Here is a 15,664-nt window from a genome sequence, read left to right on the forward strand (position 1 = left end):
AAGGCGGAACAGATGAAATCATCTCAACCCGTTCCAAAAAATTCAAAAGCCTGAATATCGATATAAATAGTACACCACTTAATGATCTTTGCAAGCTTATTCAAGATAACCCGGATTTACTTCGCCGTCCGATCATTTTCGACTATAAGAACTTGCATGCTGGATATAACGAAGAAGAAATGGGACGTTTCCTTCCAAGGCAGGTCCGTCATGTTCAGTTATGGCATGCAATCAGCCAATTGGATTATCAACCATCCCACATCGGTGCATAATAAGAGGGTTGTCCATTAAAGCGGACAACCCTTTTTTCTATATCTGATCTGCTTTCTCTAAACTAATAGTAAACGTCGTCCCTTGTTCATYACTTTCTTTCAGCACAAGATCTCCCTTTTGCGCTTTKGCWAGCATCTTRCTGAATGGCAGTCCYARACCTAAACCGCGTACCTTCAACTTTTTGTTYTCACCTCGATAGAAYGGTTCGAACACATATTGTTGTTCATGTTTTGGGATTCCCCGGCCACTGTCCTGTACATCAATGCAGATTCGTTCTTCACCCGTTTCATAAAGGTGAATCACTATTTCCCCGTTGCCATCAAGTGCATGCCTGGCATTATTCAAAAGGTTAATGACGATTTGCTGCATCCGCAATGAGTCAATTTGACCAAAGACCGGTTCATCAGGAACTTTTATATCAAAAGCGAACGCTTGATCATCCTGGGTCACTTGCCAGCGATAGGCAATTTCCTTGATGAATATATTGATATTCTCTTTCTGCACCCGAATTTTAAAAGCACCTGCCGATATGGCATTATAATTAAGTAAATCCTCTATCATACCTTGTAGACGTTGAGTTTCCTTTAAAGAAATATCGAGGAATTCCTTACTTTGCTCTCCCGTAACGACATCATCCTTAACCGCTTGTATAAGTCCGCTAATGGAAGTGACTGGCGTTTTCAAATCATGGGTTACACCTGCAAGCAATTCCGCCCGCAACTTCTCCATGACCTTCAATCGATTGGTCATTTCCTTAAACGATTCTATCAGTTCATAAATTTCTTCTTCCTTGATTTCCTCTTCCTCTTTGAAATGGATATCATAGTTGCCTTCTCGAACCTGGACAGCGGCGTTAGCTACATCTTGGATTGGCCGCGAAATCTGCCTGGAAAGAAAATAAATGACTCCAGTCCCCAGAATTAGAAGGCCTCCAATCATGATCGCCAACAAGCCATGATCTTGGTTGATTTCCTTCAATGCCCCTTCTTCCTGTGCAATGACGACCCAACCTCTCGTCTCATCGTTAAACGTAATGGGGGATTTGACGACATATACTTTGTTGTCGGAAATCTTGACCTTCTGGACTAACTCCCTATTTTTCATAATGACGTCTGGGAGTTTATTATCATCCGGATCGATATACAATTGAGGCATCGTATAAATGATTCTGGCTTCAGGGTCGACAATATAGATGATTGGCTGTTGGTTCAGATGAAGGATTTTCTCCCTTTCCTCAACAATCTCCGAAAGGACCGGACCAACGACAATCTGACCATTTTCCTTTATCGCCCGATCGGATGTTTCATCAGCCAAGTACTTAAGCAGGCTAAGCCTATATTCCAAAGCTGTTTTTTCCATCCACCACAAGGAAAAAACAGACAATAATATCAAACCTGAAATCAAGGTCAATACGTATCTCTTAGTCCAATAGCGTTGTAAAGTGGTTCTTTTTTTAGTTTTCATAGACACTCAATTGATACCCCAATCCACGCAATGTTTTTATTTCCCCCTCAGTTACAGGCCATGCATCTATCGCCTTCCTGATTCGTTTGATAGCCAGGTCCACCGCACGGTCACTGCCATCATAATCCATGCCCCACACTTGATCGAGCAGCTGTTCTCTCGTGAAAATTTGATTAGGGTGCTTTGCGAAAAAAATGAGCAGCGACAAATCACGCGGCGTCAAGTTAATTTCTTCCCCATCCAAATGCACCATATAAGACTGATCATCGATGGTTAAACTCCCAAACGCATGTACATGATCACCTTCTGCAACAACCGATGAGGATCTTCTTAAAACGGCATGCACCCGGGCCACGACTTCTTCGGCAACAAATGGTTTGGAGATGTAATCATCCGCACCTGACTTAAATCCCGATAATCTGTAATCGACATCGGTAAGTGCAGTCAACATGATAACCGGACATGTATCTTCCTCCCGTATTTCCTTCAATATATCCCAGCCTTCCTTACCAGGCAGCATGACATCAAGCAGGATAAGGTCTGGCTCTGTTTCTTCAAAAACCGGAATGGCCTTTAGTCCATCGTATACTTGGACTACATTAAAACCTTCACGCTCCAAATATGCTTTCAATACCATGGATATGGCAATTTCATCTTCTACTACAAGAATTTTCTTCATATAAGGATTCCTCCTTCCTGAATTATAGTTGAACAATTTTGTATATGCTAATTATTAAAATCATCAGAGCATTTTTCCTCAATCTTACCCTTTTAATGTGTCAGGATTATGTTCGCAGTAAAATTCACCAATGTTTTACTTAGTATTTTCCATAACTTATTATCTACAATCATCTCGATTCATTTTAACAGGATCGGCTTCTAAATATTCTGTAAAAGTCATATGGAAAGGGATATAAAGTTGCTTGTACAAACCACTCTTAAGAGGCTGACTCAAACATGAGCCAGCCCTTTTCAATTACATGTCTCATGTGGATTCGGACAGCCTACTTCCTGTCTTTCCACTTGAATCGTGCTATGTTCAATGCCAAACTGATCGTGAAGAAGTTTTTGCGCTTCTGCTAAAACTGCATCGTGATTACCGCTCGCATCTATGACAACATGGCAGCTCATTGTCAAAAAACCAGAGGTGATCGTCCAGATATGGAGGTCATGGACTTCGGAAACACTGGCCAATTCCAGCAAGGATGCCTTCACTTCATCCATATCGACTTGGTCGGGTGTGCCTTCCATTAAAATATGGAAAGAATCCCTCACTACCCTAATACCACTGATAATAATTAAAACCGCAACTATGACGCTCGCAATCGGATCTGCTATTCCCCAATCGAAAAAATAAATCAAGAGCGCGGCAGCAATTGCACCCACCGATCCAAGCATATCACCAATTACATGTAAAAAAGCACTTCGTACATTCAAATTGTCTTCCTTATCTCCGCTCATTAAAATCCAAGCCGCAATGATATTGACCAGTAAGCCGATGATTGAAATCATTAGCATTCCCAAGCTTTGCACCTCAGGGGGATCCACGAACCTCTTAATTGCCTCTATGAAAATGAATACGGATATGACAATCAAGGTCAATCCATTCAAACAAGCAGCAATTATTTCAAAACGTTTATATCCATACGATTTCGACGATGTCGCTTTCCTTTCCCCCAACCTTATCGCTGTATAACTAAGTCCTAAAGCTGCCGCATCGCTAAGCATGTGACCTGCATCCGACAGTAAAGCCAGACTATTTGTCATGAATCCCCCAATAACCTCGACTACCATAAATGTGGAGATTAATAAGAAGGATGCCAACAATGCTTTTTTATTATTAGAATGATGGTGGTGCCCGTGCCCATGTTCATCGGAGTGACCATGATGATGTCCCATGCCATTCCTCCTCTCGGATTTGAAACTCATATATAGTATGGGATAAATCCAGAATGGTTTCAAATGATTCAGTTCGCGGTTCACTGCTGTGATAAGAGTGCTGAAAATAGGTTGGCCGTGACCGTTTTGTGTAAATCAAGAATCTGCCTTTAACCATTTTAAAGTAAAAATAAACGCTACAGAGAATTCTGCAGCGTTTTTCCAGTTTATCCTTCCTCTTGCATCGTATCATCGACAATGGCGTATAAATCTTTATTAAACAATTCATTATTACAGACAAGATTGTGCCGTTCCCTAACTTCTTGCTCTTGACTTACCTGTTCTTTTTCCTTCATACCCTACCTCCAGCTTCATATGTTTTGCTATTATCGTATCCCCAGGCATGTACCTTTATGCTCGACTCTTCCCCATATTTCATCAATTATTAACGTATTAGGCCTGTTGTCCGCCATGGAAGGCCCGGATAATGAATTCATGCTCGGGAACTTGTAAGCTTTTATACGATAACAGGAACGATGAATTATCATAGTTTACTTTTTCAAGCTTAACCTGTATACCTTTACTTTCAATCGTAACAATGGCATAAGGAGCAACTGGTTCACCATTACAGCCAAGAGACCCTGGGTTAAGGAATATCGTTCGGTCATTTCTAAAAAGATGGGTAGGGTGATGATGTCCAAATCCAATTAAATCGTGATGATGATCTTTAAATAGCATTTCTAAGTTATTTAAATTCGGTTCAACGATTTTACTAAAAGGATTAAGGCTTATGTGCTCATCCAATTTCGTCGATTCCATGTGATAATGTGTGAAGTAAACGGAGTGATCATTAATGATATGCTGTATGGTGCGAGGCAATTTCTCCAGTTTGGTTATGAAATTCCGATGCATTCTTTCAGCTATCCATTCATGATGCTCCTTTACATGAATATGACCGTCCGGATGCGGCTCCCCGTTAATGATGGCCAAGACCGCTTCATCATGATTTCCAGTTATCATCGACAAATCATTTCGTGCAAATAATAACTCAAGGACTTCATTTGTATCCGGGCCAATCCCAACCATATCTCCTAAACAATAGATATGATCTATATCGTCCCTTTGATCAATAACTCTTAAAACGGCTTTTAACGCTGAAGCATTACCATGCACATCCGTTATAATGGCCACTTTCATGACTAAGTTCAGCTCCCTTCCCCCATAATCCGCATGGTATATTATAACATTTTAAACGAAATCAAAAAAATATTCGGGCTTATTCCCCTGATTTGCTAACGCCCATTTTTTATGAATAAGCAAACACTTCGGCCTATAATACATAGTATGAAGTATTCCCGGTAAGATGTTTTGCTAGGTATGCAATTCCATAATATGTATGAGGAGGAAATTGAATGGGTGGACATAGAAATGAATGTTGTGACGACGGTTGCGGCGGTTGCGGCGGTTTCGATAACGGGTTTGCACTGCTGATCGTATTATTTATCTTGTTGATTATCATTGGATGCAGCTGTGGATTCGGCGGCGGCTACGGTGGCGGATATGGTGGCGGCTACGGTGGCGGCTACGGTGGCGGCTACGGTGGATTCTGCTAATAATAACATAATGAAAAAGGCGCCTGATCATGGCGCCTTCTTTGTTATTGATTGACTTAGTTTTTGTCTTTGCTTTTGATTTTGAGTCTTCATAATGAACCAAATGACTATAACTGCGATGGGGATAAGCAAGAAATTAGCATATTGTGAAAAGATGGCTCCTGCCTGCTCCCATTTCGGCCCTAACTTATACCCTAGATAAACATAAATGCTTGTTACAGGAAGCATCGCCATATAGGTATATAAAATGAATTTCCAAATACTCATTTTCAATATTCCGCATGGCAGCGAGACAGCGGTACGAATTCCTGGTACAAACCGTCCAAAGAAGGCAATTCCCCCACCATACCTTTTAAAGAAGCGGTCAGCCTTGTTCAACTGCTCATCCTTGATCAGAAAGTATTTCCCAAACTTTAAAACAAGCGGTCTCCCGCCATACTTACCTAAAGCATAAAGCGTCAAAGGGCCCGTTACCCCGCCAAGCGAACCGGCAAGTATAGTCAAATATAGATTCATATCACCTTGATAAACCCAGTATCCGGCCAGTGGCAAGACTATTTCAGCAGGAATGAATTCAAAAGTCAGAGCTAGCAGCACACCGAAATAGGATAAGGATTTAAACGCTTCAATTATATCCATTATTAAAGTTTCCATGGAGGTTTCCCCTTTTCTACCTTTTATTACATATGAAAAGGGGTACTCCCAAATTGAAGGGCACCCCATGATTTCAAAAAGTTCATTTTCCATTGTATCACAAATTCACTCACAATCTTCCATAATGTAAGTTTTCGGTAGTTTACCATGGGAATCAATAATGATCAGATTGGTCCCTTCCGCCAGTTCTCAAATCATAAAGGGGGTGGAAAGGCTGCTCAATCCATCCTCCATTTGTTTTTTTGCATCTTTCATCATGCCATCAAGTAATTCCTTAACCGTGGGTATATTGTCAATCAATCCGGCAACCTGGCCGCTGTTCATAAAACCATTGTTAACATCCCCGTTCATTGCACCATTAATATGATGGACTTCTGAGGTCATTTCACGATAATTCATTGGGGACAGTCCTTGTTTTTCCAAATCCAGAACTTTTTCCGTGTATGGGTCCTTCAATACTCTTCTGACCTGTCCAACGGATCTGCCCAATATAAACGTATCATCCCCCATCGCATCGATTAATTTCTGTTTATATGATGGATGGAACGGTGCCTCTTGTGTAGCGATCAGCCTGGTTCCCAACTGGACCCCTGAAGCTCCAAGCATCAATGCAGCTGCCACCCCCTGTCCATTGCCGATTCCGCCAGCTGCCAAAACTGGCAGCGTCACATGCTTGCTAATTTGCGGAATGAGTGTAAATGTCGTCAATTCCAGGTTCGAATTGATGCCGGCAGCTTCAAACCCTTCTGCAACCAACACATCGGCCCCTGCAGCTTGCGCTTTTTGCGCGTGCTTGACCGATGCAACGATGGCTATCACTTTTATATTCTTTTTTTGCAATAATGGAATGAAAGGGGCAGGATTTCCTGCAGATAAGGATACTACAGGTATATCATGCTTAAAGACAAGATTGATTAACTCATCTGTATATGGACTAACATTGATTGGAATGTTCAATGAGAAATTGTTATTGGTTTTACCTTTGGTTTCGAGAATGATGGCTTCTACCTGTTCGGGATTCATGGTACCGCACCCTATTGTCCCTAGGCCCCCTGCATTGGATACTGCTGCCGCAAGGCTTGCATTGCTTATATTCCCCATGCCGCCTTGAATAATTGGGTATTTTATTGAAAAAAGTCCACAAATATATTTCACTTTAATCCCTCCCTGTCCAATTAATGTTATACTATATTCATTAGAAAAACAATTCTGACTTTTCCAAAAGGAGCGAGACTATGATTATTCCGTACAATAATAAGAAACCCTCTATTCACGAAACCGTTTTCATTGCACCCGGCGCTCATTTAATCGGTGATATTTCGATTGGGAAAGAATCAACCATTTGGTTTAACTCCGTTCTGCGCGGTGATGAAGATTCAATCACAATAGGAGAAAAATGCAGTATTCAAGATAATTCCACCATTCATTTATTTCAAGGATGCCCAGTTGTCATTGAAGACGAAGTGACTGTCGGACATAACGTTATCCTACATGGTTGTAAAATTGGCAAACGATCCATTATCGGTATGGGTTCAACGATATTGGATAATGTAGAAATCGGCGAGGAATGCATTGTCGGGGCGAATACATTGATTTCCTCCGGGAAATGCATACCTCCACGTTCGCTGGTTGTTGGCTCGCCAGGGAAAGTGGTTCGCAGATTGAATGATAAAGATCTTGAATTGATCCAACTTTCGATTGATACATATGTTCAAAAAGGAAAGGACTTCAAAGGGATACTTGAATAATTATCACAAAGGGAATTTCCCCGTTGTCTTTAGTTGACTATAATAATGTAGAAAAGAGCTTCGGCAAGTCGTCATTAGCAACTGGCTGAAGCTCTTTTTCACTTGATGATAAGAGGATGATCTTTAGCATCATAGGTTTCGTCTTTCCGGCATATATCATTGTTTTCCTGAAATACGCTTTCAAAAAAACGGCTAGCTGGTTCAGCCAAGACTTGATAATACTGGCTAAATAAAAGAGCAGCATGATTCCCGTTCCACTTTGAAGGCAACAGTTCCTTTGGCAGGCCCGGATCGATAAATAAAAACTTACGGTATTCATGCACCAAGTTCGTTCGTTCCACAAAGCAATCAGCATCGGACATTTCCCCCCTGCTAATGATGCTTTGATGTACGATGAATTGTTTGCTGTATTTCTCGATGAATTCTTCATATTTATTTTCAATCTCTTCTAAATGCCAGCTTTTCTCGACAAGCGATTGGTTTTCTTTTGGGCCCTTGTACTCCGAAATGAAAAAGTCTACATACTCATTAATGTCATATTTCTCGGTCAAACGATGGATTTGTTTCTCCAAATCATTAGGGGAAATCCAACAACCACTGGAAAAACTGCCAAACCCGCTCCATATTAACTCTTTACGGAAATCATCCCGTAATTGCCGCTTATCTTCAGGAATCGTGTACATTAAGACACGCCATTTTCCGTCCCAATCATTTGGTTTCATCTTATATATGCGATTGGCCGCTTCATCCATTCGCTGTACACCGCGATCGGTCAAAAAGTAATAGCTTTTATTCCCCTGCTTCTCAGACTGAATCCACCCTTGCTTGACCATTCGTGAAACGGCTACACGTACGCCCTGCTCATTATGACCGAATTCCTTTAATAACCGAATTAAACTGCCTATCCAGATTTTACTTCCATAGTTACGGATATAATCGCCGTAAATCGTAAAAATCATGGATTGCGTATTAGTTCCTATTTTTCTCACCTCATTCTCACATTGTTACTAATTTCACACGGAAGACATAATTATTATTATATCTTTTTAAAATGAAACCGCAATATTATTTACCCGTAAAATGCGTTTTCCTTCGTTCACTAAATGCTTGGAGTGCTTCCAATCTGTCTTGAGTCGGGATGGTCAATTCATAGGCTTTTCCTTCTATGGCCATTCCAGTTTGCAAGTCTGTATTCATTCCTTGGGTAATCGCATATTTGGCTTGTTTGACTGCAATCGGCCCATTTTTCATGATATCGGCTGCCAATTCCTCACAGACTGACATAAGTTGATTCCTTGGCACTACCTTCAAAAGGATCCCTAATCGACATGCCTCTTCCGCAGTCAATTTTTTAGCAGTGAATATTAATTCCTTCGCTTTCATTTCCCCAATCAACCTAGGCAGCCGCTGTGTACCGCCTGCTCCAGGAATAATGGCCCAGCTAGTTTCAGTGAGCCCCAAAGAAACACCTTCTGCAGCAATTGCAAAGTCACATGAAAGCAGCCATTCAAATCCTCCCCCCAATGCATATCCATTGACGGCAGCTATCGTTGGCTGCGGTAGCCCTGCAATACTATTAAAAACATCCCGAATCGATTTAACGTTCCTTCTTACCTCCGCATCAGTCAAAGTCTTCCTTTCCTTCAAATCCGCTCCTGCGCTAAATGCTTTTTCCCCTGCACCCGTGAAAATGACGACACGGATATCGTCGTCGGCATATACTGCATCGATGACTTCCTGCAGTTCAGAAAGTGTCCCATAGTCGAAGCAATTCAATACGTCGGGTCGATTCACTGTTATATAGCCGATTTGATTTTCCACTTTATAAATGACATTTGCCATGTGTCTTCCCCCTTTTTTAAATATGCCCCTTATGCAAGCACAACTATTAAGGGCCATCATCCATCATTTTCAATATTTTCTATAATGGCGGATATCCCCTGGCCGACACCGACACACATCGTTGCAAGACCATATCGTACATTCCGCTTTTTCATTTCATGAACAAGTGTTGTTAAAATACGCGCCCCGCTTGCACCGAGCGGATGGCCAAACGCTATTGCCCCGCCGTTGACATTCACTTTCTCCTGATCCAATTTCAATTGGCGGATGCACTCCAAGGATTGGGAAGCGAATGCTTCATTCAATTCCACTAGCCCGATGTCTTCAATCGTCAAGCTTGCCCTGCCCAATGCTTTTTTAGTGGCATGAATCGGGCCAAGGCCCATAATGGACGGTTCTAATCCTGCTACCGCCCCTACAACATATTTGGCCAGAGGTTTCAATCCAAGCTCCCGTGCTTTTTCTGCACTCATCAAAAGTAATGCCGAGGCTCCATCATTTACGCCTGAAGCATTACCGGCCGTTATAGTGCCGTCTTTAAAGATCGGTTTGAGTTTTTCCAACTTTTCGATGGTCGTGTCAGGACGAGGGTGTTCATCCTTCTCGACAATGACTTCATTCCCTTTACGATCCGTATATCGAACAGGTACGATTTCATTAATGAAACGCTCATTTTCCACTGCTTTTTTCGCTTTTTGCTGGCTTTGATACGCGAATTGATCTTGGTCCTCCCTTGAAACCGAAAAACGCCGGGCGACATTTTCAGCCGTTTGAGGCATCGAATCCGTGCCATACATTTCTTTAAGTTTCTCATTCGTGAAGCGCCATCCGATCGTTGTATCCTGAAGCTCCATTGACCCCCGCGGAAATTCACTCTCAGGTTTGGCCATGACGTACGGCGCCCTTGTCATGCTTTCGGTACCGCCTGCGATATAAATATCGCCTTCACCTACAGCAATGGAGCGTGCAGCATACATGACGGCATCCAGTCCTGATCCACACAAACGATTTATTGTCGTTCCAGCCACATTCACCGGAAGACCAGCTAAAAGGGCGGACATCCGGGCCACATCGCGATTATCCTCTCCTGCTTGATTTGCATTCCCGAAGATGACATCTTCAATTTGATCTGGCGGCAGCTCTGGATTGCGATTGGTCAGCGCCTTGATTACAATTGCACCGAGGTCATCCGGGCGAACGCTTTTCAAAGCTCCTTTATATCTTCCGATTGGTGTTCTCACAGCATCAATAATCACAACATCCTTCATTTCTTCACCAGCTCGCCATCTTTTGTATAATCGTACACACCTTTACCTGTCTTACGGCCGAGCCTGCCAGCTTTAACGTACTGTTCAAGAAGGGGGGCCGGGCGGTATTTTTCACCAAGTTTACTATGTAAATATTTTAAATTATTCAAACGGGCATCCAATCCCACCAAATCACCTAGCTCAAATGGTCCCATTGGGTAATTCAGCCCTAACTTTATTGCCTTATCGATTTCTTCTGGTGTACCTAAACCTTCTTGAAGCATAAAGAACGCTTCATTACCTACCAAACAGCTGATCCTGCTGGTTACAAACCCAGGGAATTCATTAATGACCACGGTTTCTTTTCCCATTTTACCGGCAACCTCTTTTATTATGGCTGCCGTTTCATCGCTGGTTTCAAGACCACGTACAATTTCAACGAGTGGCATCTTTTGTACAGGATTGAAAAAATGCATGGCAATCGTTTTTTCGGGACGCTTTCCATAAGAACCAATTTCCGTAGGGCTCATCGTCGAAGTGTTGGTTGCAAAGTAGCAGTCCTCTTTTGCGTGCTCTTCAATCGTTTCGAAGACGGCCCTCTTAATTTCTGCCTTTTCCGGAACTGCTTCTATGATTAAGTCGGCATATGCTGCTGATTCTTTCAAATTGGAAGAATACGAAAATCTGCTTTTTGCTGCTGCCGCCTCTTCCTGGGTGATTTTTTGGTAGCGCATACCCTTCTCAAAAATGGTATCGATCTCTATTCTTGCACTTTCCAGTGCATCTTGATTCACATCCACCAACACTACATTGAAGCCTCCTGTTGCTCCTACATAGGCTATTCCCCTGCCCATGACACCAGATCCGACAATCACTAGATTTCTAATCATTCGTTCATTCCTCCTTCAAAAATAAATAGGGGCTGGCTGCAGTGAATCAGATCAGCATTCATCCATTTCTGAATTACTTCTCCGACATACCGTTCAGCCTGCCGCCTATTTTATGTTTTATTAAATTCCAAAGGGATTTAAGGGACGGCTACCATGATAGGAAATGATGCTTTTCGTTTCTGTATAAAGATCAAGTGTTTCAATACAAAGTTCCCGGCCGAATCCTGACTGTTTATAGCCTCCGAATGGTGTTCCAGGAAATGCGGAGAATGGGCAATTCACCATGACGATTCCCGCTTCGATCTGATTTGCCACTCGAGTCGCACGCCCGCCATCCTTTGTCCAAAGCGCTGACCCCAAACCGAATTCGGTATCATTCGCGAGTCTTACGGCCTCTTTTTCATCTTTGAATTTCATAATGACAACGACCGGTCCGAATATTTCCTCTTTCACTACATTCATTTCATGATTGACATTCGCTATGACCGTCGGCTCATACCAATAACCGCTTTCGAAGCCTTCAATAACCGCTGGTTTTCCTCCTGTCAGGATTTCCGCTCCATCAGCAATGGCAGATTGTACATAATTGTCGATGACATCCAATTGCCCTTGATCTATGACTGCACCAACATGTGTTTCTTTGTCGAGTGGATTGCCCAATTTCAATTTCTTTGTTTTTTCTACGAATCTGGCAACGAACTCATCGTATATCTCTTCGTGTACATATAAACGGGATCTAGCTTCGCAAGATTGCCCAGTATTGTAGAAAATTCCATATAGTGATCCATCGATAGCTGCTTCAAGGTCCGCGTCTTCAAAGACAATATTAGGGGACTTTCCGCCAAGCTCCAATGTCACCCTCTTTAATGTTTGTGAAGCTTTGCCCATAAGATCCCTGCCGATTGGCGTAGAACCTGTAAAGGCCACCTTATTCACTTTCGGATGCTCGACAAGGTAATTCCCTACATCCGATCCAGGACCTGGAATGACATTGACCACACCGGAAGGAACACCAGCTTCTAAACAGATTTCCCCTAATACAATGGCAGTCAGCGGCGTTAACGAAGCTGGCTTGACAATGACTGAACAGCCAACTGCAATTGCAGGTGCAATTTTCCAAGCTGCCATCATCATAGGGTAATTCCAAGGAATGATTTGAGCACAAACACCTACTGGCTCTTTTTCCGTATAGTTATGGAATTGACCAGGTACATTATTGACAGATCCGCGGTGTGCAACTAAAGCGCCTGCATAAAACTCGAAATCTTCAATTGCCTGCATAACTTGGCCTTGTGCTGCAGAAATGGATTTGCCGCTGTTCAGAACCTCCAATTCTACCAATTCATTAAAGCGTGAACGCATGATTGCTGCAATTTTGTTCAAAACACGAGACCGTTTATTAATCGGAGTTTTCTTCCATTTCCCGTTATCAAATGCTTCACGTGCAGCTTGAACAGCTTTTTCTGCATCTTCCTTTGTAGCCTTGGCAACCTTGGCAATGATTTCACCAGTTGCAGGATTGTACGCATCAATCGTGCTACCATCAGAGCTTTCCACTCTTTCTCCATTAATGATCAGATGATAATAATCACGCTTCATTTCCGCTTTTTCAAATGCCGCCTCTTGAACTCTAACCATGTAATCCCACTCCCTTTTCTATATTACTTGCCTATGAATTGAGCTTTCCTTTTTTCAGTGAATGCTGCCACACCTTCTGCATAGTCCTTCGTTAAGCCAGCAATTCGCTGACCCTCCGCTTCTTCTTTTAAGTATTCGTCCAATGAAAGGTGATAGGACGCCTCTAAGTATCTTTTTATTAAACCGATTGCTTTCGTTGGTTTGTTTGCGATATTCTCAGCAAAGGCTTTCAATTGCTCATTCCATTCTTCCACACCGATCACTTTTGTAGCGAGCCCGATATTTTTCGCCTCGCTAGACGTGACCTTTTCCCCCAATAAAGATAATTCCAAGGCTTTCGCATGACCAACGATCCGCGAAAGGTAATACAGATTCCCCGAATCAGGTATCAATCCGATATTGACAAAAGCATTTAAAAAACTGGCTTTTTCGGAAACAAGCCGGAAATCGCATGCCAGTGCCAGGCTGAAGCCAGCCCCTGCAGCCACTCCATTGACTGCTGCAATGATCGGTTTTTCACAGTTTGCTATTTGCTGCATCATCGGACCGTAGTTTTCGCGCAGCATCTGGCCTAAATTCATGCCCTCATCAACATCCGATAAATCTTGCCCCGAACAAAAGGCCCTGCCCTCTCCTGTAATGATAATGGCCCGCACTTCATCTGACCCCGCAGATATTTTGATCGCTTTCTGTATTTCCTTATTCATTTGGGACGTAAAGGCATTTAGTTTATCAGGACGGTTCAAAGTAAGCCAAGCCACTCCATTTTCAACCCTATATTTAATGGTTTCGTACATAGAGCACCCCTTATCCGCCTGTAAAATCCGGCTCTCTTTTTTCTACAAATGCTTTCATTCCTTCTTTTTGGTCCTCTGATGCAAAAAGAATATAGAAGTTCTTCCGTTCAAATTGCATGCCCTCATATAAGGGGTAATCAACGGCTTTATTGACGGATTCTTTAATCAGCCTTACAGCTAACGGGGGTTGCTTCGCTATCTTTCTAGCAAAATCCACCGCTTGTTCCATTAACAATTCAGGAGCAACGATCTTATTAATGAAACCATATTGCAGGGCTGTCTTTGCCTTAATCCTTTCAGCCGTCAATATCCATTCAAGTGCCTTCGTCTTCCCTACCAATTTCGTCAACCTTTGGGTTCCCCCTGCACCAGGCATGACCCCTAGTGTCACCTCCGGAAAGGAAAACTGGGTATCGCTGGCGGCAATCAAGAAATCGCAGGATAAAGCAAGTTCAAAACCACCACCGAATACAAAACTTTTCACCGCACCAATCACAGGCTTCTTGACTAAGCTTATTCGATCCCAATCGGCAAATTGGTTCGTTAACTCCATACTGATTGGATTGTCGTTCACCATCTCGTCAATATCAGCTCCAGCGGAAAATGCTTTCCCATTTCCCGATAGCAAGATCACCTTCACTTGTGTGTCCCGGTCGAATTCTTCCATGGTTGAAACTATTTCCCTCACCATTTTCCTGTTAAGGGCATTCAGTTGCTTCGGCCGATTTAAAGAGATATAACCAATGCCATCCGCGATTGACGTTTCAATGAATTGAAGCGCATTCATTTTATTTCTTCGCCGATCATCATCGTTACAAGTTTCCCGGCAAAGCCCATTAAATCTTTCCCTGATGCTTTTCCTTCCGGGGAACGCATTCCTTGTTGCAGTGCATCATGGTCTTCATAATACATTTCACAAAGAATGTAATATTCAGAGTCTTTGCCCATTGGGGTCCCTACAATTTTAGTGACCTCCATTTTTTGAAGACCGGGAATTTTTTCCGTTATCGGACCATGTACATTGAAATAGTGCTCATCGAACTCTTCCTTGTTTTCAGGTTGTTTGTATAGGGCGATTAACTTTACCATTTTATAGAACCTCCATTTATTAGATTATTTTTATCATCGGTTTCATCGCTTCGAACGGATTTTTGCATGCTTTACAATATAAAATGCTGCGGCAGGCCGTTGGACCGAAGATATTTTCCATCGTGACATATGTAGATTCACAATATGGGCAATCCACATGCCATGATCCATCACTTTTCATTTGTCTAGGAGGAGGGGATATTCCGAAAACCTTCAATCCAGCTTTCCCCTTTTCCGTAATTCGATCGGATGTCCAGGAAGGGGAACGTAAAAATTCCACACTTACATTTTTTACGGCAGGCAGCTGTCGAAGGGCTGTTTCCACATTTTTTTGAATGATTGACAATGCCGGGCACCCAAGAAAGGTTGGCAGCATTTTTACCGAAACGTCCTGGCCTGAAACCGTCACGTCTTCAACCATCCCTAAATCCAGAATACTTACTGTATCGATTTCGGGATCTTTAACGTCTTCCAGGAGTTTATTTATTTCTTCTGTGTTTAACTGTACGGTCGACATGATACCCCTCCCCT

General features: G+C 42.5%; 19 protein-coding genes. 3 read left to right on the forward strand and 16 right to left on the reverse strand.

Annotation, left to right across the window (positions count from 1 at the left end; genetic code table 11):
- A partial coding sequence (locus AC1DVK_RS16885; RefSeq protein ID WP_477626946.1) for an ArsC/Spx/MgsR family protein occupies window positions 1–272 on the forward strand: 272 nt, incomplete at its 5' end.
- A gap of 37 nt (window positions 273–309) precedes the next feature.
- Here AC1DVK_RS16885 and AC1DVK_RS16890 read toward each other — a convergent pair.
- The 5 genes from AC1DVK_RS16890 to AC1DVK_RS16910 all read right to left on the reverse strand — a co-directional run bounded on the left by AC1DVK_RS16890 (window position 310) and on the right by AC1DVK_RS16910 (window position 4,812).
- Window positions 310–1,632 (reverse strand): sensor histidine kinase, encoded by a 1,323-nt coding sequence (locus AC1DVK_RS16890; RefSeq protein ID WP_477626947.1) that lies wholly within the window; start codon window positions 1,630–1,632, stop codon window positions 310–312.
- Between the two features lie 94 nt (window positions 1,633–1,726).
- Window positions 1,727–2,416 carry a response regulator transcription factor gene (locus AC1DVK_RS16895; protein ID WP_477626948.1) on the reverse strand — a complete coding sequence of 230 codons (690 nt, stop codon included), beginning with the start codon at window positions 2,414–2,416 and terminating at the stop codon, window positions 1,727–1,729.
- A 293-nt stretch (window positions 2,417–2,709) separates the two neighbouring features.
- Window positions 2,710–3,636 carry a cation diffusion facilitator family transporter gene (locus AC1DVK_RS16900; protein WP_284471585.1) on the reverse strand — a complete coding sequence of 309 codons (927 nt, stop codon included), beginning with the start codon at window positions 3,634–3,636 and terminating at the stop codon, window positions 2,710–2,712.
- Between the two features lie 206 nt (window positions 3,637–3,842).
- Complete coding sequence (locus tag AC1DVK_RS16905; RefSeq protein ID WP_317777201.1) at window positions 3,843–3,971, reverse strand: hypothetical protein; 129 nt, start codon at window positions 3,969–3,971, stop codon at window positions 3,843–3,845.
- 97 nt (window positions 3,972–4,068) lie between these two features.
- Window positions 4,069–4,812, reverse strand: a complete 744-nt coding sequence (locus tag AC1DVK_RS16910; protein WP_477626949.1) for a metallophosphoesterase family protein — start codon at window positions 4,810–4,812, stop codon at window positions 4,069–4,071.
- Window positions 4,813–5,027: 215 nt separating this feature from the next.
- Between AC1DVK_RS16910 and AC1DVK_RS16915 the strand changes: the two genes are divergently transcribed.
- Complete coding sequence (locus tag AC1DVK_RS16915; RefSeq protein WP_457297854.1) at window positions 5,028–5,228, forward strand: YjcZ family sporulation protein; 201 nt, start codon at window positions 5,028–5,030, stop codon at window positions 5,226–5,228.
- A gap of 27 nt (window positions 5,229–5,255) precedes the next feature.
- Here AC1DVK_RS16915 and AC1DVK_RS16920 read toward each other — a convergent pair whose 3' ends face one another.
- Window positions 5,256–5,882: a DedA family protein gene (locus tag AC1DVK_RS16920; protein WP_477626950.1), complete on the reverse strand. Its 627-nt coding sequence runs from the start codon at window positions 5,880–5,882 to the stop codon at window positions 5,256–5,258.
- A gap of 189 nt (window positions 5,883–6,071) precedes the next feature.
- Window positions 6,072–7,037, reverse strand: coding sequence for an NAD(P)H-dependent flavin oxidoreductase (locus tag AC1DVK_RS16925; RefSeq protein ID WP_289320893.1), 966 nt, complete (start codon window positions 7,035–7,037; stop codon window positions 6,072–6,074).
- Between the two features lie 80 nt (window positions 7,038–7,117).
- On the opposite strand from AC1DVK_RS16925, the gene AC1DVK_RS16930 reads away from it, so the two are divergent.
- Entirely contained in the window at window positions 7,118–7,630 is a 513-nt protein-coding gene (locus AC1DVK_RS16930; RefSeq protein WP_477626951.1) for a gamma carbonic anhydrase family protein, read from the forward strand.
- A gap of 98 nt (window positions 7,631–7,728) precedes the next feature.
- Here AC1DVK_RS16930 and paaX read toward each other — a convergent pair whose 3' ends face one another.
- The 9 genes from paaX to paaD form a co-directional block, all read right to left on the reverse strand.
- Window positions 7,729–8,610, reverse strand: a complete 882-nt coding sequence (paaX, locus tag AC1DVK_RS16935; protein ID WP_477626973.1) for a phenylacetic acid degradation operon negative regulatory protein PaaX — start codon at window positions 8,608–8,610, stop codon at window positions 7,729–7,731.
- 85 nt (window positions 8,611–8,695) lie between these two features.
- Window positions 8,696–9,472, reverse strand: coding sequence for an enoyl-CoA hydratase-related protein (locus AC1DVK_RS16940; protein ID WP_477626952.1), 777 nt, complete (start codon window positions 9,470–9,472; stop codon window positions 8,696–8,698).
- Between the two features lie 56 nt (window positions 9,473–9,528).
- Entirely contained in the window at window positions 9,529–10,740 is a 1,212-nt protein-coding gene (locus AC1DVK_RS16945) for an acetyl-CoA C-acyltransferase (protein ID WP_477626953.1), read from the reverse strand.
- Window positions 10,737–11,609: a 3-hydroxyacyl-CoA dehydrogenase gene (locus AC1DVK_RS16950; RefSeq protein ID WP_477626954.1), complete on the reverse strand. Its 873-nt coding sequence runs from the start codon at window positions 11,607–11,609 to the stop codon at window positions 10,737–10,739. Before AC1DVK_RS16950 ends, AC1DVK_RS16945 begins: the two co-directional genes overlap by 4 nt.
- 120 nt (window positions 11,610–11,729) lie before the next feature.
- Entirely contained in the window at window positions 11,730–13,247 is a 1,518-nt protein-coding gene (locus AC1DVK_RS16955) for an aldehyde dehydrogenase family protein (protein WP_410862434.1), read from the reverse strand.
- 23 nt (window positions 13,248–13,270) lie between these two features.
- Window positions 13,271–14,044: an enoyl-CoA hydratase-related protein gene (locus AC1DVK_RS16960; protein ID WP_284471593.1), complete on the reverse strand. Its 774-nt coding sequence runs from the start codon at window positions 14,042–14,044 to the stop codon at window positions 13,271–13,273.
- A 10-nt stretch (window positions 14,045–14,054) separates the two neighbouring features.
- The gene (locus tag AC1DVK_RS16965; protein WP_089364442.1) at window positions 14,055–14,831 is read right to left on the reverse strand and encodes an enoyl-CoA hydratase/isomerase family protein; all 777 of its coding nucleotides are present in this window, start codon (window positions 14,829–14,831) and stop codon (window positions 14,055–14,057) included.
- The gene (locus AC1DVK_RS16970; RefSeq protein ID WP_034314904.1) at window positions 14,828–15,133 is read right to left on the reverse strand and encodes an EthD family reductase; all 306 of its coding nucleotides are present in this window, start codon (window positions 15,131–15,133) and stop codon (window positions 14,828–14,830) included. Before AC1DVK_RS16970 ends, AC1DVK_RS16965 begins: the two co-directional genes overlap by 4 nt.
- 19 nt (window positions 15,134–15,152) lie before the next feature.
- Window positions 15,153–15,650, reverse strand: coding sequence for a 1,2-phenylacetyl-CoA epoxidase subunit PaaD (gene paaD / locus AC1DVK_RS16975; RefSeq protein WP_477626955.1), 498 nt, complete (start codon window positions 15,648–15,650; stop codon window positions 15,153–15,155).
- Window positions 15,651–15,664: the final 14 nt, after the last annotated feature.

The sequence above is a fragment of the Peribacillus sp. P4_B1 genome (genome assembly GCF_056402395.1).

Excerpts from the sequence above, each read along its gene's own strand:
- AC1DVK_RS16895 (WP_477626948.1), bottom strand. The coding sequence starts at position 2,416 with ATGAAGAAAATTCTTGTAGTAGAAGATGAAATTGCCATATCCATGGTA.
- AC1DVK_RS16900 (WP_284471585.1), bottom strand. The coding sequence starts at position 3,636 with ATGGGACATCATCATGGTCACTCCGATGAACATGGGCACGGGCACCAC.
- AC1DVK_RS16905 (WP_317777201.1), bottom strand. The coding sequence starts at position 3,971 with ATGAAGGAAAAAGAACAGGTAAGTCAAGAGCAAGAAGTTAGGGAACGG.
- AC1DVK_RS16910 (WP_477626949.1), bottom strand. The coding sequence starts at position 4,812 with ATGAAAGTGGCCATTATAACGGATGTGCATGGTAATGCTTCAGCGTTA.
- AC1DVK_RS16915 (WP_457297854.1), top strand. The coding sequence starts at position 5,028 with ATGGGTGGACATAGAAATGAATGTTGTGACGACGGTTGCGGCGGTTGC.
- AC1DVK_RS16920 (WP_477626950.1), bottom strand. The coding sequence starts at position 5,882 with ATGGAAACTTTAATAATGGATATAATTGAAGCGTTTAAATCCTTATCC.
- AC1DVK_RS16930 (WP_477626951.1), top strand. The coding sequence starts at position 7,118 with ATGATTATTCCGTACAATAATAAGAAACCCTCTATTCACGAAACCGTT.
- AC1DVK_RS16940 (WP_477626952.1), bottom strand. The coding sequence starts at position 9,472 with ATGGCAAATGTCATTTATAAAGTGGAAAATCAAATCGGCTATATAACA.
- AC1DVK_RS16945 (WP_477626953.1), bottom strand. The coding sequence starts at position 10,740 with ATGAAGGATGTTGTGATTATTGATGCTGTGAGAACACCAATCGGAAGA.
- AC1DVK_RS16950 (WP_477626954.1), bottom strand. The coding sequence starts at position 11,609 with ATGATTAGAAATCTAGTGATTGTCGGATCTGGTGTCATGGGCAGGGGA.
- AC1DVK_RS16955 (WP_410862434.1), bottom strand. The coding sequence starts at position 13,247 with ATGGTTAGAGTTCAAGAGGCGGCATTTGAAAAAGCGGAAATGAAGCGT.
- AC1DVK_RS16960 (WP_284471593.1), bottom strand. The coding sequence starts at position 14,044 with ATGTACGAAACCATTAAATATAGGGTTGAAAATGGAGTGGCTTGGCTT.
- AC1DVK_RS16965 (WP_089364442.1), bottom strand. The coding sequence starts at position 14,831 with ATGAATGCGCTTCAATTCATTGAAACGTCAATCGCGGATGGCATTGGT.
- AC1DVK_RS16970 (WP_034314904.1), bottom strand. The coding sequence starts at position 15,133 with ATGGTAAAGTTAATCGCCCTATACAAACAACCTGAAAACAAGGAAGAG.
- paaD (WP_477626955.1), bottom strand. The coding sequence starts at position 15,650 with ATGTCGACCGTACAGTTAAACACAGAAGAAATAAATAAACTCCTGGAA.